Source organism: Klebsiella sp. MPUS7 (genome assembly GCF_009905335.1).
GTDB classification, from domain to species: Bacteria; Pseudomonadota; Gammaproteobacteria; order Enterobacterales; family Enterobacteriaceae; genus Klebsiella; species Klebsiella grimontii.
Map to the genome: position 1 here is coordinate 3,175,149 of NZ_CP047604.1, position 21,508 is coordinate 3,196,656.

Here is a 21,508-nt window from a genome sequence, read left to right on the forward strand (position 1 = left end):
GTGTAAAATCTAAACCTGAAATTATTATACTTATTTTTTGACAAAAAAACACAGCTCAAAATCAACAAGGAAAGGTTTAAAATGGCAACTATTAAATCAAATCGAAGTAAAGAACTCAAATAACTTGATAGCCCTCCTTCATTAACAAGGTTATAATGATATAACTCCCCGCGATAATATCCTATATTTAACAAATAAAACAAAAAAACGCTAAGAAGTGTAAGCAATGAAATATAAATTAAAAATCTCATCTTTTATCCTCAATCCATATTTCTGATCGCAGCTCTCACTGGATGGTATTTTTCATACAGCCTCGTTCCGTAGGCTTGCCCTAAGTTATTAGCCTCCATGTCTGATTTGGTGTCATCCCAGCCACCTCCATTTATTAAATCATATGCTTCCCCCGCATATTGAGCTGTATCTGTTATAATTTGCATTGTATTATAACTTTTCCCCGCGCTATATGTAAAATGTTGAATTTTGTCGTATCCTGGGCTTGTGTGTGTTTTAGGAATAAGCGCCTCATAGATATGATAAAAGGCCAGTAGTTCTGACCTCATGTAACTATCCTCCATATTTGTACCAAATATACTGACAATTTCATCAACAACCGAATCAGGATCTTTTGAGTTCTTTAGGAAATATTCAAATATCTTCACCATTAAATCTCTGTATATTAGTCTTGAATAATCCCCCTTACCTGCATTGCTTTCATTTTTTAAACACTCTAATGCATGCTTAATATATTTATTGGCGATTTCACTCGGGTTGTTTATCTTATCTATTGTTTCCTTCGATGTTTTAGATACACCGCCAGTTCTTCTCTTTATATAATACCCAAGCGTTAAGCTCCGTTCTTTCGCTATTTTTTCAATCTCACTCAGGTCCAGTAAAATGGCCTGATTGCTCCGCTTGTTTATGGCGTATATATTTAACTTTAAGTTAAATGAACACGTATTATCTTGTTCGGCACAGGTTTCTGATACAGTAGATTTTAAAGATATTTCTTTTGTTTTTATATCATCAAAAACGCTTAAATTTATTTTCTTAAGTTCAATGCCCTGAATGTAAATGATTAGCGTTACTTTAACGTGCTTATCATTAATACCAATTGACGCGATCGTTTTTGATGAGTCCAGCTTCCCCGTAAGAGGCATTCCTATTTGGTCCATAAAAACAAGTTTATAATTGATATATTGTTCATCCAAATACACAGGTAAATCAACAACCTTTACGGCCTCAGTGTAATAATTCTTACTATTACTCATTTTCATCCTCTTGATTTAAGATAATATGAATACTGAATTTTTTCTTTCCATTTGTATAAATGGGATCAGTGTATCCATTTTCATCAGTTATGCCTGACGTTATCTCCCCTGATTCATCAATTAACAAATATCTTGCATGGGGAACAAAATTTCCGACTGTGTTGTTTAACTTAAATTGAAGATTATAGAAGGAGTGAATTTGCTGAATCATTTTTGATTCTATCGGTATTGTATTTGCCCCCGCCGCCATAGTCCTTTTCACCTTCCGTATATACGTCGCTGTCGTACCATATTCAACCTTTCCGGCCTCAAGTCGCAGATAGCTTCCGCCGCCGATCAGCGTGATACGTTTTTTTCCGGCAAAGGAGATGTCACTCGCTGAGCTCAGCGTCAGCTTCTTCTCAGCAAACAACCGCATGCTGGCGTTCTGCGCCTGGACATCTATTGGCCCTTCTCCGGATTTCAGGCTGACTTGCCCCGTCCGGGCAAACAGTCCCAGCTTCTCTCCGGCCAGAGCGGTCATATTGCCCATCACGCCAGCACTGAAGTCTTCTCCGGAGTTAACCGCCAGGTTCCGGCCAGCGGCCAGCTGCATATCTTCACCACTGGTCATGGCCATGCCTTCCGGGGCCGAGAAAAGCACCGCTTCATTGAGCGGTTTCAGCCGCTGCTCAAACATCTGTATCTGGCTGTCGACATCCGCCTTCAGCGCCTGCGCCTGTTCTGCGGCCATTTCCAGCTGTTGCAGTTGCTGATTAAGCCTGTCGATTTCCCTCAGCGCGGTATCCATATTCAGAGCATCACCCTGGGCTTTCGCCTGAGCATCCGCAGCGACAAAGAGTCCCTTCCCTGCTCTCAGGGTTCCCCACTCATCGGTGCGCAACTCTGTGCCCGTACCGCGACGTTGCCCCTGGCTGTCCACAAGGTGCCCGGTTTTGAGCTGTGTTTTCCCGTACTCCGTGGCGAGCTTGATGTGCTCCTCACCGCGCCTGTCTTCCATCCGCAGTTTGTTGTTCGCCGGAGTCCGCAGGATATTGCGGGTGTGATTGTCCCGGTTAACAAGGTCGGAATGTTCGGAGTCGTGCAGGGCATACGCTATATACGGCAGATCAATATCGCCGTTGCTGTACGCAATCGCCACTTCGGTGCCGTCGATGAGCGGCGTATGCCAGCCCAGTGTTTCACCGGCATAAGGTTTCGCCATTCGCAGCCACAGGTAACCGTAACCGGGTTCCGTCCCCTCCCGGTCGAAGTCCAGCTTCACCCGATAGCGCCCCTGCTCGTCCAGGTGTGCGTAGGTATCATTTTTTTCGCGACTTTCGATCCGGGCCGGAAGCGTACCGTGAATTTCCGGACGCGGCATTTCCGCCGGGCGGAAACAGTAACGTTCGGTGTAAGGCAGGCCCCACACCGACACATGCAGGCGGGAATCCCGGGCCCCCCGGAAGGTCACCAGGGTGAGGATCACGCCTTCTTTCAGGGCGGCAATAACATCGCCCTGCGGCTCCAGCACCTGCCCGGGCGTGAGATGGGCGGCGTTGCTGAACAGGTGAATACGGGCCGACCTGTTGAGCTCCCGCTCGTGGTGAAGTCGGGCCCAGAACGCGCCAGATTCGGTTTCCGGCTCCGGGTTTGCGTCATCACCCGCTTCACGATACGGTGCCGCGTAGCGGTAATGCTCCCCGGTGGTGACCGCATCATTATGCACGCTGACCGTCGCATCCATCGGCGTGCTGGCAGTCCGGTAGTTGTAATCACGCGTGACGACGGTGCCGGTGGCGATGTTGTGCCAGGTTCGGACATCCCAGACTGATTCTGCCGCGCCGTCATACAGACCCGATGGCTCGCTGTAGGGCAGTCGCACATCAAACTGATAGTTCAGCTGGCTGTCGGCAAAGATGTACCTATCCAGACCACGCACGTCGTCCATCTCCGTACGCCAGTAAATCCCCACCTCCGACAGAATCCGCTGGATGAACTGCAGGTCCGTTTCCCGCCACTGGGTAATCAGCTCCCGTGCCGGATAGGTGCGTTCCAGGCGAAACTCAAAGTCCGGGCCTTCAAGTCCGTGTTTGCGCAGCACCTGCTCAACCACCTCAGGAACGGACTGGTTCTGATATACCGCGCACTGTCGGGTGTAACCCAGGAGCGCCAGGCGGGAACTGAGCGTAAGCCGGTAGTGGGACTGGTCGTTTGAGGATGAAAGCCATTCCAGGCGGGTCACCATGCCGTGAACACTTTTACCGCTCCGCATCCGGAAAGAGGCATATTTCATCAGTACCTGTTCCGGGGGGATGTTCGCCTCCGGGGAAGTGAACTCGATATCCCATCTGAATGGCTCGCTCAGTGCTTCCCTGCCACGAAAGCGCAGAACATCCGGCTTCACCGAACTGTCATTAATATCCAGAAAGTAACGGGTCTGTCCGTCAAAAAGCGCTGACCTGTTATCCATCACGTCACTCCTTTACCGGCACGAGGCCGAGCCAGCCATCACCCAGTTCAATTGTGCGGGGTTTGTCCGGGTCGAGGTCGTCACGGGTCAGTACCAGGCGCCAGCGGTTGTCCTTCTGATCCGGCCGGTTAAACAGCCCCACCACCGCCACGAACTGAGCATTTTCATCCATAGGCATATTGAGCGTCACGCTGCCGTTGGGCATCACCAGCAGCTCTTTTGACGCCAGTACGTCGTCCTTCAGTACCGTATCGGCATTGCGCAGCAGCGTCTGATAATCGGCGGCATCAACCGCTTTACGATCCCTGAGCTGATAAACCCGCACCATTGTCGCCAGCGGCGTCTGTGCGCCATCGGCGTTAATGGCCGTGCGCGGGATAAAATCCAGATGCAGTGTTTTAATTTTCTTGTAGAAGAGGGATTTCGTGATGCTGACCGTACCGTCCGTGACGGTCTGCGTCAGACCGCAGCCTGCGAGCAGACCACAGGCAATAAGCGTCAGCGCCCACCAGCGGGTTACTGTTGCCATTCAAAAGTTCCTTTAGTGAAAGTGGGAGTACGTGATTAGTCGAAGCGGTAATGCCCGTCTTCAGCGGGCGGTAGCGCAGAACATTGCAGCCCTTCATAGCAGCCCAGACTGACGGTCAGACTCTCCCGGCTATTGCTGAGTTTGCCCGCTTTCAGACCCAACAAACCGGTACGGCCCAGTTGGATACGCCTGCCTTTGCCAAGGCGGGGCTCAGGCAACAACCGCACGGGTACGGTGAGGCGCAGTCGGGCGTCGCTACGGTAGCCGAGATAGACGCGCAGCAGGACCAGCAAATCAGTATGGAGGACGCCACCGGGTAACCAGCCTTCCGCCTCGTGCGGATCCTCAGTATCCAGGCTCACCAGTACCCGGCTGCATGCTTCCTTTGCCGTTTTGCCGAGCGTGGCCCGCTGCGAAAGACGGATGCGGTTTTCGGCCCCCAACCCACTGCGATTATTGATATGGACCTTAACCGGATCGGGTTCGGTGATAAATGCCCGGGTGTTCGGTGCCAGCAGGCTCACCAGCGCCCGAATGCCTTCCGCATTGCGCGTGGGCAAACGCATGGTGCCCAGCAGGGCCAGGAAACGGGAAACGGGGGTTGCCACATGTTCCGCCGTGCCCGGTATACCGAGGCCCACCAGCCCCAGCAGACACTGTGATGTGGCATCCTGGCCACCGGCCTCGAAGGTCGCCGGCCAGGCGTATTTTCGCCAGATCCGGTAATACTGCGTGGTGATCCGGTGGCTGAAAATGTCCAGGAATGAGGTGACCGCCTCATGTCCTTCGCGGCGCTGCGCAATGTCATCCAGGTAGGATGTCGGCAGAGGGGAGTCCACGCCATACACCCCGAGAAATGTCGTGCGGACCGTTGGGGGTAATGTCGGATGGTCTTCGTCGGTCTCCACCGCTTTCAGGGTACTGACCGGGAAACCCATACCAGGCCAGGGTCTGAATCGTACCGGATCGTCGCCCGGATGGCTGGTGGTGCCCATTTTCGGCGCGTCCGGATTTTCCTGTTCCAGCAGTTGGCAGAAACGATAAAAATTGGCCCGCCAGATATCTTTGTTAAGGGCCAGCGTCAGCCTGGTACGTGCTGGCTGTGATTCTCGCGCCATCTCAGTCGTTTCCCTGTCGGTTGCAGCACCAGCGTGAGCTGGTTAAAGAGGTGAATATCGGCATAGAGCGCGAAGAACCGGTGCAGCATCTCCCCGAAGAGATTCACATCGCCCTCGCCTGCAAAATTATCCATATTCAGCGTGACCTCAATGTCCACGCCCCGGAGCATAAAGCCCTTCTCAAAACGGCGGATCAGGGTGTGCTTCACGGCGACGATTGCTTCAAGCCGACGGCGGTTCATTTCATCGTCGGTCCAGTCATAGAGCGCCAGCGTTCCCCGCAGAACCTCCGGATTGTCCATCATGCTGAGGAAGTTTGATCCGAGGTGACTCATCACCCGCCAGTGAAAACGATCGTTTGCAGGGGGATATAGCGGCATCGTCGGTGCTGTGACGTTCAGTACCCTGACGGGCACTTTGCCGGTTTTGACCACCCTGTCCAGGAGCGTACTTTCCAGCGCCTTACGCGGAAGCTGCCCGTTGGTACCGGTTATTCGCATCGAAAGGGATTCTGGCTTTTCGGACAGCTGCTCCAGCTCGAACGAGCGCCCCCCGAGAATTATCCAGGTGTCATACAGGCCAGAGGGGCCGCGTTTCACGCGGGTATGGAAATAGCGTTCAGGGGCATCGTGGCGCATCATACCGCCCCGGTGCCTGAAGCTGGTGAACGGTACATAGGGGTGTTTGCCATTCTTCACCGCCCCATGGATGTTATCGACGCTGTAAATCTCGGTGTGACCATCCTGAAGACGCAGCGGCCTGAGCAGGTATTCGTTATCCAGCGGGTCAAGCGTCAGCGGATCGGCTTCCAGGGTAAAGAGATTGATGACCGGGGCACAGTGCAGCCGGAAGTTTTCTGTCTCAAAAGGCAGATCGGATGACCAGGCTTCACTGAGCACAATGTCGACTTCAAACCAGGTGCTGGCCGTAGTGAGCCCGATGGCGTCGAGACCGCGCAGCTCAACAAACATAAATTTCGAACGGAAGCTGAAATATTCCAGCAGCAGTTGATAACCGCTGAAGGCAGTATCGGCTTTCTTCCACAGGCCATCATTGTCATCAAAGCCCATGGGTTTGCACCAGCCGTCAAACTGATGACGTTCAGTGTGCGTCCCGGCATGACGCGCATACATGGCGTGGACACGACGGGTCATTGCCAGATGCAGCGCTGAGCTAACCGGACTTTCTGCGTTAAGAAAAATGGCGACTTTGTCGATCCCGGCTTTACTCCAGTCCACTTTTTCAGGGCATTCAAAGCGCAGGCGAATAGCAGAGCGGCCATCGTTTTCTGTGTGCAGGCGGGCGTCGGCAAGGTGCAGCGGTTGTAGCGGCACATCGCGGGTGGTCCGATACTGGCAGGCTGTTTTATGCGGCCCGACAGGGCGTGACAAAACGGAGAAACCTTCCGCCAGCATTTCGGCCTGACGCAGACTGCGCCAGTCAGGCGAGAACTCGACGATGGCCAGCGACGGGATAGTCCGCATATAGTGCGGCCAGAGCAAGCTAACCAGCCCTTCGGTCAGTTCCGGCAGGTCATCATCCAGCTTTTCACGCAAACGGCCCATCAGGAAGGCAAAGCCTTCAAACAGGCGTTCTACATAAGGATCGCGGGCGCCGGGTTTATCCAGATTAAGCATCGCTGCCCGATCCGGATGGGCTCGGGCAAACTCTTTACCCGCCTCACGCAGATAGCGCATCTCTGCTTCGTAATAGCGCAGGGTTAAATCATCCATGCACGGCATTCCTGAAAATTGTTAATGAGAAAATCAGCCACAGAGCACCATGGCACGGGCCGGGTCAATGGCGATCAGACCCGCCAATAGCGTATCCATCTCAGGCATCAGACGGGCTTTATCAGATTCGCTGCGACCGGCTTTCATGCGCAGCAGCTTCAGGCGTCGGGCCTGGACTTCAAACAACAGAGCGGGCTCCCAGTCTCCCAGCGTCAGCAGTGGCGCACGGGCAGTGAGTTCACCAAGCAGATGAAGCGCCATATCGTTTCGGCCATACTGCTCGGCCACCCGGGCCATCAGCAGGCGTATCAGCCAGCGATGGCGGGGGGTATCCATCCCCGGTCGGGACTGGAGCCAGGCAAGCGCCGCTTCGGGCCCTTCCGTGTCTCCCTTCTCCATAGCTTCGGGCTCAAGGAGCAGCACATCATCAGCCTGACCATTAACAACGGTAGCGGGTTCATCGCCGTACATCAGGCCTTCTTCATTTACTTTTTCAGTAATCCAGGCGGTGGTGACTTCGTCGGCAAAGGGGGTGCCGTCATTCCATGCCAGCCCTTCAAGGCCCGGGAGGCGTTTAAGCAGCAGCCGCAGATCGAACAGGACGGAGTCAGCCCAGGTATCCCAGGGCTGACCGGCATGGCTGAGCCCCTGCCAGAGGTACCACTGAAGATCGAGCCAGAAATGATTGACCCCTTCGCAATACATCTGGCTGGCCTGCTCAACCAGTTCGGTCCAGTTTTTCTGAAGATATAGCCGTTTAAGTTGAGCACGATACTCGGGTTTCGGCGCTACCAGGCGGGTACGACCACTACTGTCGAGTGGGGGGTTCTGATCGACCGTATCCCACCGCACGGTCTTTATCAGCCGGTGAGAAGCCAGCCAGCCCTGCGGTTGTTCGCTCAGCCAGCGGGAAAGTAACTTTGCCTGGTCGAGTAGATCGCGGCCCGATTTCACTGCTGACAGTTGTGGTGAATCTGAATGGGTTGATTCACGCCCGAGCTCCTGGGCGCTGCTGTTCTGGGGAACCAGAGCCTCCATGCCGCCTGAATGTGCCAGGCGGTTTTCAAGAGCGGTACAAAGCCCTGCAAAAGACGGTTTTTCCGCTTCCGGCAAGTCAGCCACGGCGGATTCAAGCAGGTGTATGGCGCCAGCCGTCAGACCGGCATCATTGTGGTCCACCTCGGGCCATAACAGCAGTGCATCAATCACTTTTGCACTGTTCAGCCACCCCAGCGCAGCTTTACGGGCAACCGGACGCTGGGGATGACATGTCTGCCCGTAGCGGTTCAGCATCGCGACAAGAAGCAGTAGGCCTTCGGACAACCCTTTTTCACCGTCGCGGCTGAGTCGGGCCAGTACGTACCAGGTCACGACACGAATATCTTTGGCGCATTCGCAAAGACACTTCTGGGCCAGCTCGCACAACAGCGCTGAATCGGTACCTGAAAGTTTATTAATCTCTTCACGCATCAGCTGAAAATTATCATCGTATGCAGGATCGTCCCCCGCTTCCGTTTCAGGGTTGATGGGTTTTAACCAGTTATCCCAGAGTGTCAGGGCGTCATTTGCCCGGGAGATGAGGCGCTGCCTCTCTTCCTGGCTGGTGGCGCAGGCAGTTAACAGATCTTCCGGTGAACTCATTCTTTTTCCCGTTTGTTAGTTTCTTTCATAAACCTCACGACCGCTTCCAGACAATCGTCGTCCTTGCCATTGACGATTTGCGATGGCTTCCATTTCAGCAGCATACTTTTCTCCTCCCCCTGAGTGGGTTTGCCAGTGGGCTTTTCTGACATGGGGGCGAAGGCGCTGATGGGCGTGGAGGGGCTGTCCCCTGAGGTACTGGCTTCCGGCGCTCGCGGTGCCTGCCTGAGCGCAGAACCGGCCCGGTCGCCCGCAAAAATCTGCACCGGCTTGTCCGGGGGATGAGGCGTTGATGCTTTTCGACGCCTCTTGGCGCTGGTCTCCGAGCAAAGCCAGAACAGCGCGCCAGAATCCACAGATCCCCTCCTCCTGCTGACTGATAGCCGTGGAGACAGGATCGGTTAACGCGAGATACTCCATCCCCATCGGAATGTGCTCCCGGAAAAGCGGATCCTGAGCGAGCGTCAGGGCGAGCAGCGCATCCGTCTGGTTATCATGATCGGCAAGGGTGAAAAATGCGCCCATCAGCGCACCCTGGCCTTCAGCAAAGACCGTGTCAGCCGGAAAATCGAGCCAGAATCCCCAGAATGGCAGGCGGCGAAGCATTTCTCCTGACAGTGCGTCGGTCTGGCGGGTTTCTCCCAGGATCCGAAAGAGAGACTCATCGCAGTGGAGAAGTGTTTTACCGGTTCGCCAGGCCGCAAGCGTCATATAACCGATATGCGGCGGGAAATCTTTCATGAGCGCGGATAAAGGAATCCTTCCTCAGACTCTGGATTATGCTTCAGCCAGTCACTGAGCCAGGCCCGACACTACCGAAGGTCATAAACTACCAGGGGGCTGGTGATTCGTCCTCCCGCCACTTATCCACCATGCTGAAAATACCCGGGGACCAGCCTTCCACCTGTTTTGCGAAAGAGAGTGCCGGATGAAGCTTCCCGCCCATCGTTTTTAGCGCTCTTCTGCGCCAGGTGCGACGTTGAAGATAGTGTCAGGCAGCGTGAATCCCTGAAGCTTCAGTAACGCAAGAGGGCCGTTGCCGAGTTCACTGCGCATCACAAACTTCAGAGGATTGCCGTCGGCGGTGATCCACACCAGCTGTGTACGGCTGGCATCGAGTGGTGTGATCAGGGCTGTGTCCAGCAGGCGAATGAAGCCCCAGTTCCCCTGGTTACTGGCGTAGAGTTGCATACCACTGCTTACACTACGCCAGCGGAGGCTGACGCCCGGGTAGTACGTATTCCCCGGCCAGGTAAAGCTCTGCCAGCTTTCCATCTGGTTAAAGAAATCCAGATTTTGCTCGTCAAGCGTCAACTGCATACGGGCTATATCACGGGAAGGACGCGCCATCAGTTCAAAGTGAATACCCGCATCGCCCTGAGCAAAAACGATATCCGCCAGTTCAGCCAGCAGATTAATTGCCCGCAGGAAATCCGGGCTCACCTCCATCCCCTGACTTGCTGAAGGATCGACCACCCAGCGATTCCCCTCCTGGTGAAGGATCCCGCCAAGATTAGTTTTCAGGAAGCTAGTGATTCGCCCCGAATCACTGCGCAGGAACTGAGCCAGTAACGGCAGGGAGGCATCGCTGCCGGTAGCTTTAAACGGATAGCGACCGGCAAACGCTTTGTTCCATTGATCGACAATAGTTGTCTGCCAGCGGTTATTAAGGCTTCCTGCAGCCGGAGCAAGTATCTGTCTCCAGGCCAGATCCAGCGGTTGCACAAACAATGACTGGCCGAACCCGTTCCACTCCTGACCCAGGCTTGCCGCCACCAGACTGCTATAGTCACGCGTATCCGTCAGATCGATAGCTTTACCCTGGAACACAGTCTGGGCCAGCATCTGCGACATAGCCTGCGGATCCGGGGCGCTAGTGACCTGCTGAAGCTTCAGCCTCACCTGGGTAACACGGGCCAGCCAGGATTGGAAACTGAGATTACCGTTGCTACCGGTCCCCTCTTTACCCTCCATCAGACCCATCAGCGGTCCAAACACGCCATCGAGCGGACCTTTAGGGCCCTGTGCCTGTTCAATAAACTGTCTGGCATTTTTTTTCTGACCGATCAGCTTTTTCGCTGAGTCCACTATCGAATCAGCCAGTGCCTCACTCTTCTGCCCCGTTTTCCCCTGCCAGGCCAGCGTGTTCATCAGTGCCACCAGCGGGGACTGGCGGACGTCGCCGATCAGGTTGAGCTGGGCAATAGCTTCTGAAAGTGAAGTTGCATCCTGCCACTGAATGCTGTTGACCATATTCAGCCAGGCATTGCCAAAATCGGTAAAGTAACGTTCGATCAGCCGGGCCTTCAGTGCTTCCGGGGAAATATCGCTCCCTGTCTGATGGATTTTATCCGTCAGTACCCAGTCGATTTCGTCACGGCGGGTTTTAACGACCTCGTTGATCGCATCCTGTACCTGCTCTTCCCAGGCCTGGCGCGTAAACATACCCGGGACGACTTCGTCCGTGCTGAATACCGTTGAGGCATCGGTATCGCCGGTCATATCGGCAAGCGTTAAATCAGGCCAGTTGCTGGCCACGCGCTTAAGCATGTCCTGGTACAACCCGGACTCAGCGTTACGCTGGCCTATTTGTTTAAGCAGGATCTGGCGGACCGTGCTGATTAATTCAGCGTCAGGCTTAATTTTCCATTCGGGGTGTGCAGGGAGATTCTGCGCATAAAAGCCCAGCAGCTTCGGGGCGAGGTCCTGCCAGGTACCATCCGGTACATTCTGACGTTTCGGCCAAGCGACCAGTACGTTTTTTGCCAGCCAACCTGCGTCCGCTTTATCCGGACGGGCCAGCATCAGATAACTTTTCAGCATGTCATAGGTGTGCTGTGTGCCCTGTGTTCGGGCATCACTGGCAGGAGGAAGTTGCACAAAGGCATTCAGCTGCTGCCTGAGATTCTCTGCGGTGGCATCCCTCATCAGCTGTGCGTTATTTGTAGCATACAGGGGCCAGAGTGCGGCCAGCGTGTCGCTGTCCTGATTAAGACCAAATCGTGTGTACCATGGAGCGCCGGTCGCCTCACGATGTTGCAGACGGGCAATGGCTTGCTGGAGTACGAGCTGGTTGTGCAGGCGTTCAGCCAGTGTTTTTGCAGTATCCGCTGCCTGCCTCGCCGTTTCCTGCGCCTGATAAATCTGGGTACGGTTAACGATCAGGGACAACAGTGTACCGGCCCCCCACAGGACAATCAGGGAAAGCAAAATTAACCGCAGCATCTTTAGCCAGCCGATACCCAGTTTCCTGCCGCTGACCGCATCACAGTCATCAATGACGGCTTTCCATGTCGGGGTGTCCAGACGTGTGTTCGGCACCGTTCCGGCAACAGCCAGTTCAGGGCTGAACATGACCCCCCGTAAACGAAAGGCCGCAGATCCCTGCATCAACCCGCTGAGCAAAACGGTCAGACTGCCTTTCAGTTCGTGCCGCAGGTGGGAGGATAACTGTAGCAGGCTGCCATGCGCCGGATTATTCAGTATCTGTGCTATACCGGCTTTTTGCAGGCGTTGCGTCAGTATGCTAAACGCCTCATCCGCCTCTTTTACGGTGCCTCCCGGTCCGAAAATAACCCCTGTTGCAGTGGTTTCCTCGTCCTGCTGAGCCCCCGTTGCCTTGTCAGTCAGCCACAACCAGACTGGGGCCTGCCAGCCCAGCAGATGGTCGGCTTTCTGGCGACAGCGCAAAAAGGCATCCCGTTCGATATCCGTCGGGAGGGCTGAGGTACTTATCACCTGAATGATGCTATCAACCGGATGACCAGGACGCAGGCGTTTCAGTTTTGACAGGAAGATCTCATCCGGAAGCGACTGGGCGTCGCCGCCATAAATCAGTACGTTGCCGTCGCCTTCCTGCCAGAGGTCATGACACAGGCCCGGGGCCGCGTTGTGGACGTCGTCCGGGTTGCCCATAACCAAAAGGAGACGCACTTTACGCTTCCAGCGGCGTCCATAGCGAAAGCGCAGGTGTTCGGACACGACGTCTTCGCTGAAAACGGGTTCATCATCGTCTTCTTCACTGGGAATTGGGTTCGTCAACGGAGCGGCAGTCTCAGCCTTTTTCTGCCCCCACTGGAAATACAACCCGGATTTACCCGCGTGGTCGAAAGCCTTCTCTATCAGCCAGCCGAGTAAAAACAACGCGGCAACCAGTATGGCGCAGAATGTGAGTATTCGTTGACCGTCATACGGTCCGAAGCCGGTGCCCGAGGCTACGTTTTCCGGAAAGGCATAAAACAGAAATGCCACGATGACTGTCAGAAAAAAGGCGACAGTCACAACGGAGCCGATGAGTGTTTTTACTTTTACCTTAGACATTCTTAGGCGATTCCTTGCGAACTTCTTCTTTGGTGATGACGGCGATCCAGATGTCGTCTTTATCAGCGGCGGGTTGTGCGGCGATAACCTGCGGGCCTCGTTGTTCAACGTCAGCATTGGCAAGCGTGATGACCAGCCATGGAGCCGCATGGCCCGTGTATCCCAGAACTGGATCGATACTGAAGTTGTCCTCTGAAAGGCTAAATTCCACCCCGCTCTGCTCGCAGGCATTATTCCAGCCGCTTCCAGCGGTCAATGTGGGACCGGAGATCCAGCTTCCTTTGAGTTCATCTGGCCTGGTCTTCGCCCAGAGCAGCGCCCGGGTGAGTGTCTTTGTGAGCGTTGATTCTGCTCCCCTTTCGGGGCGATGAAGGCGTAGTGCATCCGGCCAGGCGTGGGCTTTGCGGTTGCTCAATACCACCATCGAGATGGCATCAGCATCTTCTTCCCGGGGAGACGCGGGTAACGACAGAGTGATGGCAACCAGAATGCTCGGATTGTCCCATCGCTTGTCCAGCCAGGCATCGAGTGCGCTCAACCCTTTTCCGGACATCAGGCGAAAAATCCTGCCGGTCTTTAGTGAGAGAGCGGCCTTAAGCTGCTCTTCAATCAAGGGGTACAGGTCGTTATCACAATCCAGCACCAGCCAGCATGGCAACTCCGGCGGAAGCGGCTGAACGATCCCTTCTACACGCGTGGTCAGTTTAGTCACCGCTGCTGTCAGGGCCTTTGTTAAATCAGCCTGGTATTCTGTTAATGCCGCGTATCTGACCGGTTTGTCACATCCTCTTGGGCGGGAGAAGTCGATAGCGGGTGCTGCGACTTTCATTGCCTCAAGCAGGTCATCGGTTTTGTTTCCGGCCGGGGCCTGAATGTATGTACCGAGGATCCAGGCACAGCGCTGACCGCGAAGAATTTCACTGTCAATAAGCGCTTCTCGCTGTACATTTCGGGACTCGACTCCCACCTGTTCGGCTTTGTAGGCAAACCGGCGTAAGCCGAAAATAAGCCCCCAGGTGCACAATGGAAGACCCAGCGCGGTGAACCAGAAGACAAATCCGGTTCGCTCTGACGTCCAGCACCATAGCGTGAGCGCTATGCCCCCCAGCATGACAAACGCGAGGAATAGCAGCCAACGGCCGGTGCCGGGACGCGCTACCTTAGGAGCCTTTTCAGGAATGGCATCCAGCCAGACGGGCATAATCAGGCAACCTTTGCTGCGGCAAATGAACTGATCAATGTGCAACCACAGGCACATTTGTGACCGTGAAATGCCACCGGGATACCATGATCAAGATAATCAGGATTGCCTTCTATGATGGTTGTAGGGCCATGTCCCGGAACCGGGCATGACACTTTGTCGCCTTTACGGGCAACACCAATACCGCCGAATTTCATTGTTTCGGAAGCGGTCAACACCGAACCACCGTAGGTTGTTTTATCGCCTTTACGGATAATCTGGAGCATTAATAAAGATCTCTATCAGTTAATATTTGTCCGTGGATGAAAGTAATTGGCAGTCGAACCTATTTAGTGTCATACTCTTCTCCATTCCAGCGTAAAATATATTTAGGACCACAAAAAATATCTTTCAACCCTTTGTGCATATTTTTTGAAACCCCAATAGATGTACACATATATGCTGCATCTATTGATTTTCCATCGTGCATCGTGATTTGGAATGTCAAAGTAGGAGAATTGTCGAGATTTGACATACAATCCGATTGATTACAGGTACCTGGCGGCGTTGAACTCACAAAAGTATATTCGATGATATCTTTTTTACCGTCACCATTTAAGTCTGTTATCACGCGCCCTGTTTGCCCATCAACAAATCCAGAACTCTTAAGTTTATTTGCTGTGACTAACATATCTACATCATTACTTTGAGAGCAATGAGCATATGTTGTTGACGCCATTAAAATCAATGCAGTCAAAGAGTATTTTATTTGTTCTTTCATTATTACCCGGCCTCAGGAATACCTTGCTTATAATTTACGCGTATATTTTCCGCAATTTCATTTTTAGTGATTTTACCATCGTTGTTTCTGTCATGATAAAGATTTTTGCTATACAGATCACCATTGCTTTCTTGGTAAACAATATCATTGGGACCAAGTTTTATTGTTTTTGGACTGAATATAGAATAATAGACATCTTCAAGTGTCCACTTGTCAGTTGAAACACCAACATTGTTCGCCTGCATTTTGAAGTATTTTTCAACGTAATCCATTTGCTCAACGTGATCCATCTTTCTAAGTTTTGCAGTAGTTGTGCCCAACTCGTCTGCTGTGCTTTTCATGAATTGTATTAAACCGGTTGCTGAAGAGCCTGGATTTTTTATGTCGGTTCTAAAGGTTTTTCCTGTCTCAAGTGCTATACAAGCCATGATATAATTTGGGTCAATGCTTAGATTTCTTGATACACTCAATAGCTTCGTTCTAAATGCTTCTGCTTTAGTTATTCCAAATTTCTCTGTGAATTTTTTCATCCATATTATTTTATCTCGTTTAATAAACGCCCCTAAAAATACGATTGGATGCATATGCCAAAGCTCGGGGCCCAGTTTTTCAGTCGTAACATCCTGCATCCATGCCATTTTGTCGAGAAAATCTTCGCTGTACTTCTTCCATTCCGGTGCTTCTTTCTTCAGCGCATTCAGGAACGGTTGCCAGATAGCATCGTCTTTTTTGAAGTACCAGTCGCTGGGATGTTTTACGATAGTTTTCTGAATAACTTCACGATAGTCGGGGTTATGAAGTGCTCTCCAGTACTCCATTGGAGAATAACGGTCGCTTCCACTGTCAATTTTATCCAGCAGGCGCTGATAATTATGCTTAACCAGGGCATGACTGGTTCGCGTATCACCGGTCGCAGCCTCATAGAGCGAGTTGATAAGGCTGCGGAAGAATCCAACAGGCTGGTTTTTTCCATCCAGGTAATCAAAACTGGTAGGCTCTGAGGTTTCAGTTCTGAAGCCTAGCTTCGCCAGATCATACTGTGACAGAAGTTGAGGCTCCGCCTGGCCTTTGAGCACATAGGCATTTTCCGGCCGCAGCTGCCAGTATTCTTGCTTTGTTGAGTTATCAGTTTCAGTTGTGACCTTACTCAACGGTAGAATGCCTATCCGCGTTGTCGACGTCGAGCCCTTTGCGAAGGTGCCCTTCGCAACATCTTTTGTGAAAAGAGCAAGGCCAGGAGAATACTTCAACCAGAGCGGGTTTTTCTCCCCCACTTTTTCTGGGTTGGTCAGGAACTTCTCCAGATTATCATCCATGCTCGTGCATTCGATATGTACCTGGTATCGTGCCTCATAACCACCGTCTTTTGGTGCCTGATAGTAGCCCATGTGGCCAATCGGGTCACCGGCCTTAATAGCAAATGGAGAACTGAGACTTACTATCTTATCAAATACCATGACTTCCTTTGCGGGAGGAAGCAAATGCTGCCACCAGCCTGGACCGGCCCCCGGCGCTGGCTTAATATTGTTGTTATCCACAACAACCCAATAGCGCTGACCAAGTGTGAGGGTACTGCTGGTTTCTTCTGGTAATCCTTTTAGTGTCACAAGGCCATATTTTCGCTTGTTATTTCCTGTGGCGTTAAGATTACTGTCTGCTGGGTCCCACTCCACTCTTGCCCCTTTAGGCATGTGTCCGGAAATTTGTGGAGAAGTTTTATCTGAAATCAGTTTCGCCGTCAGCCCATCCATTTTAGAATATGCTCTTAGAGTATCCTGAATGACCCACTGATTTTCTGCTTCAGCTTCATAAGCTGAATACGGCGCAAGATGCATATACAGGGTGTAGAAATGCAGCCTGCTGGATTCTTTCTCCCCCGGTTGAATAAAGTGTTTAACCAGAACAAACGAACCGGAAAAGCTCAGTGGGCCGGACTCCCATGCAAGCATCAGATAATCCTTGCAGACACGATAAGCAACCACTTCGCCGTCAGCCATGCATCGCACAGCCTGCTCACCTTTAAAGGGAACCGGGAAATCTAATGCTTCAAGAGGAGACTTGCCACTAAGAGCACACCACGGGGTCGTTGCTTCCGTGATATGGATCCCGCCATGCCACATTCCACTCCGACCAATAGCGTACTGTCCGGTTGACTCCCCGCTGAGGTGCGAAAGGATATCTTCCTGACTACCAAACTCAGTTCCACGGTTGTTAGAGGGGATCGGCCATACGATATTTATTTTCCCCTTTGTAAAGGCTGTACTTTTATTTTCAGCTGTTGTTCCTGCATAGCGATAAAGTTTATATGCGACACTATTTTCCCTGTACGCTGGGCCTGGATAAAATCCACGGTCCTGTACAAAGTCAGACACCCATTTGGCTCCATCGAACATGGTCATATGGCCATCGGTGTGCTTTCCCACGGCCTGGATGATAGCTACATCACCGGCTTGTTGTCCTGAGATGGAATAAACGCCACCACTAATTACCGTTGTTACGCCTTCAACAGGTTTGAAATTATTCTCAACCAACCAAGGCCCGTAATCTTTTGCTGAGTTAATGCCTGAATTTTTTGCCGAAAGCCCACCAGAAACCAATGCCACTTTTACATAATGCGCACATCTGGACTTTCCGTATTTAAGCTTTTTATCTTTGCCGCTATCAAAGTTCTTTTTGTTAATAGCAGCAATGGCCGCAGCATTTGATTTTAATGTGCTCAGAGCAGTGGTTTGATTGAACATTGTCTCTCTCCTTTAGTTCTCGTTGCAATGACCTGTTTTTCTGGATATGAACTTCACCGAATTCATTAGCCATTTGTCATTCTTGAGAACAAGGCCGATATCATATTTTGATTCACTATCAGCATGTCCAAGCGTTAACTCAGCTGCAACCTTGTTACTGCTCACGGAAGATGTTTTAACCTCGATTTGATTAACCCAGTCAGGACATATTTCCTGAGCGTTGAGAAAATAATCAGCCCCAGTATCATTGTCACTGTTAAGTTGCTGAAGGTGTTGTGTCGTATAGCTATCAATTGCCTTCTGGCTTTTCTCTGCACCACTCCCCACATCAGGGTCGTTCCACGCGGTGAGATAGTCAGAGTAAAATTTTTTAACAACGAATTCTGGACTTTTCGCATCGAGTATCGGGCTGTTATTTTCTCCAAAACTGAAGTTTGAAAATATCGCGAAAACAAAAGTCAATAACAGCAATAAATTTTTGAGCGTTGATTTCATAGTCTAAGTTCCCTGTTCACTATTTTTGTATCAGTCATTGAATGACTTACTGCTGATCTTATTTTCCTGGGTAATGTCCGTCAGGCTGAAATTGGGTGTTTCGTTGGGGAGATTTGCGCCCGATCCTGGTACCAGATAGTCCGACGTTTTCATAATGAACTCACCTGATGAACCATGCTCAATACCGTTCTTACTCAGCCTCAGGTAAGATCCGCCACCGTTCAGCGTCAGCGTTTCCGGGGTGCTGATAATAATTTCGTCTTCACTACTGGTCACCGTCAGCTGCTTTTCAGAAAACAGGGCCATCGTGTTGTGCTGAGCCTGAATCTCGATGTCTCCCTGGTTGGCAACCAGCTTCGCCCCGTCTTTATGCACAAACAGACCGAGCGCTTTTTCAACGCTCACAGACAGATTTTTCATCACACCGATATCAAGATGCTGGCCTGCATTGATCATGGTATTGCGGGTACTGCTGAGCTGAAGATGTTCACCTGAGGTCAGTGCCACCCCCTGCGGCGCGCTACCCAGCAGGACCGAAGACTGGAGGTCCCTGATTTTGTCGGTCACAAAATTTATCTGGGTATTGATGTCAGAGACCAGGGATCCGGCGGCTTCAGCGGCGCTATTCAGGGCCTGCATCTGGCTGTTGGCCTGGTTAATCTGGTTAATCGCAGGCGCCATTTCCAGCACCGGGCCCTGAGCTTTGGACTGAGCATCCGCTGTCAGGAACAGTCCTTTTGCCGCACGTACAGCGCCATGCTCATCCGTTCGCAGTTCAAAACCGGCCCCGCGCTTTTCACGCTGGCTGTTGACCAGGTGTCCCAGGTTCAGTTGCGTTTTGCCGTATTCGGTCGCGAGCTTGATATGCTCTTCCTGGCGCTTATCCTCCATACGCAGCTTATTGTTCGCCGGAGTGCGCCACACGTTCCGTGTATGATTGTCACTGGTGACAGGGTCCGGATGCTCTGAATCATGCAGGGCATAAGCGATGTAGGGGCGATCCGGGTCTCCGCCGTCGAATACAACGGCCACTTCCGTTCCGTCGATAAGCGGTGAGTGGAATCCGTACGTATCTCCGGCATAGGGTTTCGCCAGCCGCAGCCACACACAGGCATAGCCCTGTTCAGCACTGTTGCGGTCAAAATCCAGCTTCACCCGGTAACGCCCGTCCGGATCGAGCCAGGAATAGGTGTCGCCTTTCTGTGTGCTTTCCACCCGGGCAGGCAGCGAGCCGGATATCACCGGGCGATTGAGCAATGCCGGACGCCAGCAGACAGTTTCGCTGTAGGGGATACCCTCAAACGTCAGCGTAAAGCTACTTTTGCGTGAACCGCGAGTGCGCACCGTGGTGATGACGATGCCTTCCCTGACGGCATCGGGTAACGTGCCGTCCGTTTCCAGTACCTGACCCGGAGCCAGATGAGGGCTGGAGGAATGCCCGCTGACGCAATACTGCCCGTTCAGAATGCGTTCGTGACGCAGACGGGCGAAGTATGCCCCGGTCTCCGGGCTTTCAGCGTCACCTGCCGTCAGGAAGGGTTCAGCATAATGGTACGTTTCTCCGGTGGTGATCCCTTCCTTGCTGAAAATGCTCTCGGCACTGTCCTGAGGTTGTAGCGCTTCACGGTAGTTGTAGTCCCGGGTAGACACACTTCCGCTCACCACGTTATATGCGGTCTGAATACCCCAGATGCTCTCCTGCCCGCTGTCACTCATCCCGGCCGGGTTGCGTAATGGGAGCGTGACGCCAAATTCATACTGCTGCTGGCTGTCCTGGAAAATCACCACGTCCTGTTCAAGACGGCTGTCCATTTCATAGCGCCAGTAAATGCCAACCTCGGCCAGCAGGCGCTGGATAAACTCAAGGTCCGTTTCCCGCCACTGGGTGATGAGCTCCCGGGATGGATATTCCCGGGAGAGCCGGAACTCAAAATCGGGGCCTTCCAGACCGTGCTTACGCAGTACCTGTTCAACCACTTCCGTTACCGACTGGTTAAGGTAGATCCCGCTCCCTTTCGTATAGCCCAGAAGGGCAATACGGGGAACGATCGTCAGTGCGTAATGGATCTCATCATTCGAGGTGGACACGCGGCGAAAGGACTCCACCACGCCGAATACCGTCCTGACCGGCAGCGCCGGTGTTCCGTCAAACACTGGGATCTGGAAAGTGAATGACGCGGGCTTCAGCAGTAACGTGTCGCAGGCAATATCCGCAGAGGAGCAGGTGACCGCCACGTCATACCGCCAGGGCTGACTGAGGGATTCAACGGCGTTGTAACGCAATACATCCAGGAAATGGCTGCAGTCATGCACATCAACCCGGTAGCGCGATAGGCCCAGGGCTTCATCCATGGCCTTATGTACCAGACTGCTTAAACTTTCAATCATGGTTCCTCTCCCTGCAGCATACTACTGATCGTCAATTAATTACCGCCACCCAAAATAGTGATTCGCTCATTAGTCATTTTTGTCTGGCAGTTAAAGATATTTACCTTCGTAGCAATATCTGCGGTATTGCCCGTTGCATCACTAATTTTCCCGCATTTCACTGCTTTGTCTTTCACCCATGCCAACTGGGAGGATTTCATCGAAGCACGTATAGAATCAGGCATATTTTTCCACAGGATATTTAACTCGGTATCTGCTTCGTTATATTCATTTTGTGCAACCTTGATTTTTATGTCATTATTTTTGTCAATGAGTTCATTTTTGTTAACAGATGACAATGTAATAAAATACAGCTCAGAGGAAGCACTGTCTTTCATGAGATCTGTTACAGAAATATCTTTTTTATCATCTGAGAGTTTCAGGTTATAGCTATAATCCTTCCATATAACAGCGTTGTTATAAAAAGATTCTTGTCCCGACTGGAGACGAGCAATTTGCTCCGGGATAGCATGAATGACATCAATACTTTCCTGCGGTAATAATATACTTACCTTAGCTTTACACGATACTTCCGTAGGGCTGGTGTTACCGATCGTAGACGCCCCCTTAACATCAACTGTAATGCTGTTCATCTTTTCTGAATAGACATTAACCGGCTTATTTAAAAGTATCTTTGCATTTTGGATGGAATCATGCTGAAGCATTTCTGATGCCCCATCTCTTATGTACTGCTGTAGCGCTTTAACAGCATCATCTCGACCACATTTGAATTCATCAGATGAACTAAAGAATCCAGCATATGAATTGGCAGCGCAGGTAAATGTGATAAGAGCCGTAATATATTTCATAAACTTCATTGTTA

General features: G+C 51.9%; 15 protein-coding genes. All 15 read right to left on the minus strand.

Going from position 1 to position 21,508, the window contains the following annotated elements:
* Positions 1 to 260: 260 nt before the first annotated feature.
* The 15 genes from GUC22_RS14820 to GUC22_RS14890 all read right to left on the minus strand — a co-directional run bounded on the left by GUC22_RS14820 (position 261) and on the right by GUC22_RS14890 (position 21,503).
* Positions 261 to 1,268 (minus strand): hypothetical protein, encoded by a 1,008-nt coding sequence (locus GUC22_RS14820; protein ID WP_116943805.1) that lies wholly within the window; start codon positions 1,266 to 1,268, stop codon positions 261 to 263.
* Positions 1,261 to 3,720, minus strand: coding sequence for a type VI secretion system Vgr family protein (locus tag GUC22_RS14825; RefSeq protein ID WP_116943804.1), 2,460 nt, complete (start codon positions 3,718 to 3,720; stop codon positions 1,261 to 1,263). The genes GUC22_RS14820 and GUC22_RS14825 overlap by 8 nt, the downstream gene beginning before the upstream one ends.
* A 4-nt stretch (positions 3,721 to 3,724) precedes the next feature.
* A complete protein-coding gene (gene tssJ / locus GUC22_RS14830; protein WP_049130571.1) occupies positions 3,725 to 4,249 on the minus strand; it encodes a type VI secretion system lipoprotein TssJ in 525 nt (174 codons plus the stop codon).
* Positions 4,250 to 4,284: 35 nt separating this feature from the next.
* The gene (tssG, locus tag GUC22_RS14835; protein ID WP_082236748.1) at positions 4,285 to 5,367 is read right to left on the minus strand and encodes a type VI secretion system baseplate subunit TssG; all 1,083 of its coding nucleotides are present in this window, start codon (positions 5,365 to 5,367) and stop codon (positions 4,285 to 4,287) included.
* Positions 5,331 to 7,100 carry a type VI secretion system baseplate subunit TssF gene (gene tssF / locus GUC22_RS14840; protein WP_116943803.1) on the minus strand — a complete coding sequence of 590 codons (1,770 nt, stop codon included), beginning with the start codon at positions 7,098 to 7,100 and terminating at the stop codon, positions 5,331 to 5,333. Before tssF ends, tssG begins: the two co-directional genes overlap by 37 nt.
* Positions 7,101 to 7,133: 33 nt before the next feature.
* Positions 7,134 to 8,741, minus strand: a complete 1,608-nt coding sequence (tssA, locus tag GUC22_RS14845; protein WP_116943802.1) for a type VI secretion system protein TssA — start codon at positions 8,739 to 8,741, stop codon at positions 7,134 to 7,136.
* Between the two features lie 15 nt (positions 8,742 to 8,756).
* Entirely contained in the window at positions 8,757 to 9,482 is a 726-nt protein-coding gene (locus tag GUC22_RS14850; protein ID WP_160183602.1) for a hypothetical protein, read from the minus strand.
* A gap of 210 nt (positions 9,483 to 9,692) precedes the next feature.
* Positions 9,693 to 13,061 (minus strand): ImcF-related family protein, encoded by a 3,369-nt coding sequence (locus tag GUC22_RS14855; RefSeq protein ID WP_116943801.1) that lies wholly within the window; start codon positions 13,059 to 13,061, stop codon positions 9,693 to 9,695.
* Entirely contained in the window at positions 13,054 to 14,262 is a 1,209-nt protein-coding gene (locus GUC22_RS14860) for a hypothetical protein (protein WP_160183603.1), read from the minus strand. The genes GUC22_RS14855 and GUC22_RS14860 overlap by 8 nt, the downstream gene beginning before the upstream one ends.
* Positions 14,263 to 14,264: 2 nt before the next feature.
* Positions 14,265 to 14,528: a PAAR domain-containing protein gene (locus tag GUC22_RS14865; RefSeq protein ID WP_075210835.1), complete on the minus strand. Its 264-nt coding sequence runs from the start codon at positions 14,526 to 14,528 to the stop codon at positions 14,265 to 14,267.
* 59 nt (positions 14,529 to 14,587) lie between these two features.
* Complete coding sequence (locus GUC22_RS14870) at positions 14,588 to 15,022, minus strand: hypothetical protein (protein ID WP_139157162.1); 435 nt, start codon at positions 15,020 to 15,022, stop codon at positions 14,588 to 14,590.
* 2 nt (positions 15,023 to 15,024) lie between these two features.
* Positions 15,025 to 17,763, minus strand: a complete 2,739-nt coding sequence (locus GUC22_RS27435) for a hypothetical protein (RefSeq protein WP_224357254.1) — start codon at positions 17,761 to 17,763, stop codon at positions 15,025 to 15,027.
* 12 nt (positions 17,764 to 17,775) lie between these two features.
* Entirely contained in the window at positions 17,776 to 18,258 is a 483-nt protein-coding gene (locus tag GUC22_RS14880) for a DUF3828 domain-containing protein (protein ID WP_102650167.1), read from the minus strand.
* Between the two features lie 30 nt (positions 18,259 to 18,288).
* Positions 18,289 to 20,646: a type VI secretion system Vgr family protein gene (locus tag GUC22_RS14885; protein ID WP_102650166.1), complete on the minus strand. Its 2,358-nt coding sequence runs from the start codon at positions 20,644 to 20,646 to the stop codon at positions 18,289 to 18,291.
* 35 nt (positions 20,647 to 20,681) lie between these two features.
* Positions 20,682 to 21,503, minus strand: a complete 822-nt coding sequence (locus GUC22_RS14890) for a lysozyme inhibitor LprI family protein (RefSeq protein WP_160183604.1) — start codon at positions 21,501 to 21,503, stop codon at positions 20,682 to 20,684.
* Positions 21,504 to 21,508 lie beyond the last annotated feature (5 nt).

Bases quoted from the DNA above. Each gene is read 5' to 3' on its own strand.
- GUC22_RS27435 (WP_224357254.1), bottom strand. From the start codon at position 17,763: ATGTTCAATCAAACCACTGCTCTGAGCACATTAAAATCAAATGCTGCG.
- tssA (WP_116943802.1), bottom strand. From the start codon at position 8,741: ATGAGTTCACCGGAAGATCTGTTAACTGCCTGCGCCACCAGCCAGGAA.
- GUC22_RS14880 (WP_102650167.1), bottom strand. From the start codon at position 18,258: ATGAAATCAACGCTCAAAAATTTATTGCTGTTATTGACTTTTGTTTTC.
- GUC22_RS14885 (WP_102650166.1), bottom strand. From the start codon at position 20,646: ATGATTGAAAGTTTAAGCAGTCTGGTACATAAGGCCATGGATGAAGCC.
- tssF (WP_116943803.1), bottom strand. From the start codon at position 7,100: ATGGATGATTTAACCCTGCGCTATTACGAAGCAGAGATGCGCTATCTG.
- tssG (WP_082236748.1), bottom strand. From the start codon at position 5,367: ATGGCGCGAGAATCACAGCCAGCACGTACCAGGCTGACGCTGGCCCTT.
- tssJ (WP_049130571.1), bottom strand. From the start codon at position 4,249: ATGGCAACAGTAACCCGCTGGTGGGCGCTGACGCTTATTGCCTGTGGT.
- GUC22_RS14825 (WP_116943804.1), bottom strand. From the start codon at position 3,720: ATGGATAACAGGTCAGCGCTTTTTGACGGACAGACCCGTTACTTTCTG.
- GUC22_RS14855 (WP_116943801.1), bottom strand. From the start codon at position 13,061: ATGTCTAAGGTAAAAGTAAAAACACTCATCGGCTCCGTTGTGACTGTC.
- GUC22_RS14860 (WP_160183603.1), bottom strand. From the start codon at position 14,262: ATGCCCGTCTGGCTGGATGCCATTCCTGAAAAGGCTCCTAAGGTAGCG.
- GUC22_RS14870 (WP_139157162.1), bottom strand. From the start codon at position 15,022: ATGAAAGAACAAATAAAATACTCTTTGACTGCATTGATTTTAATGGCG.
- GUC22_RS14865 (WP_075210835.1), bottom strand. From the start codon at position 14,528: ATGCTCCAGATTATCCGTAAAGGCGATAAAACAACCTACGGTGGTTCG.
- GUC22_RS14820 (WP_116943805.1), bottom strand. From the start codon at position 1,268: ATGAGTAATAGTAAGAATTATTACACTGAGGCCGTAAAGGTTGTTGAT.
- GUC22_RS14890 (WP_160183604.1), bottom strand. From the start codon at position 21,503: ATGAAGTTTATGAAATATATTACGGCTCTTATCACATTTACCTGCGCT.
- GUC22_RS14850 (WP_160183602.1), bottom strand. From the start codon at position 9,482: ATGAAAGATTTCCCGCCGCATATCGGTTATATGACGCTTGCGGCCTGG.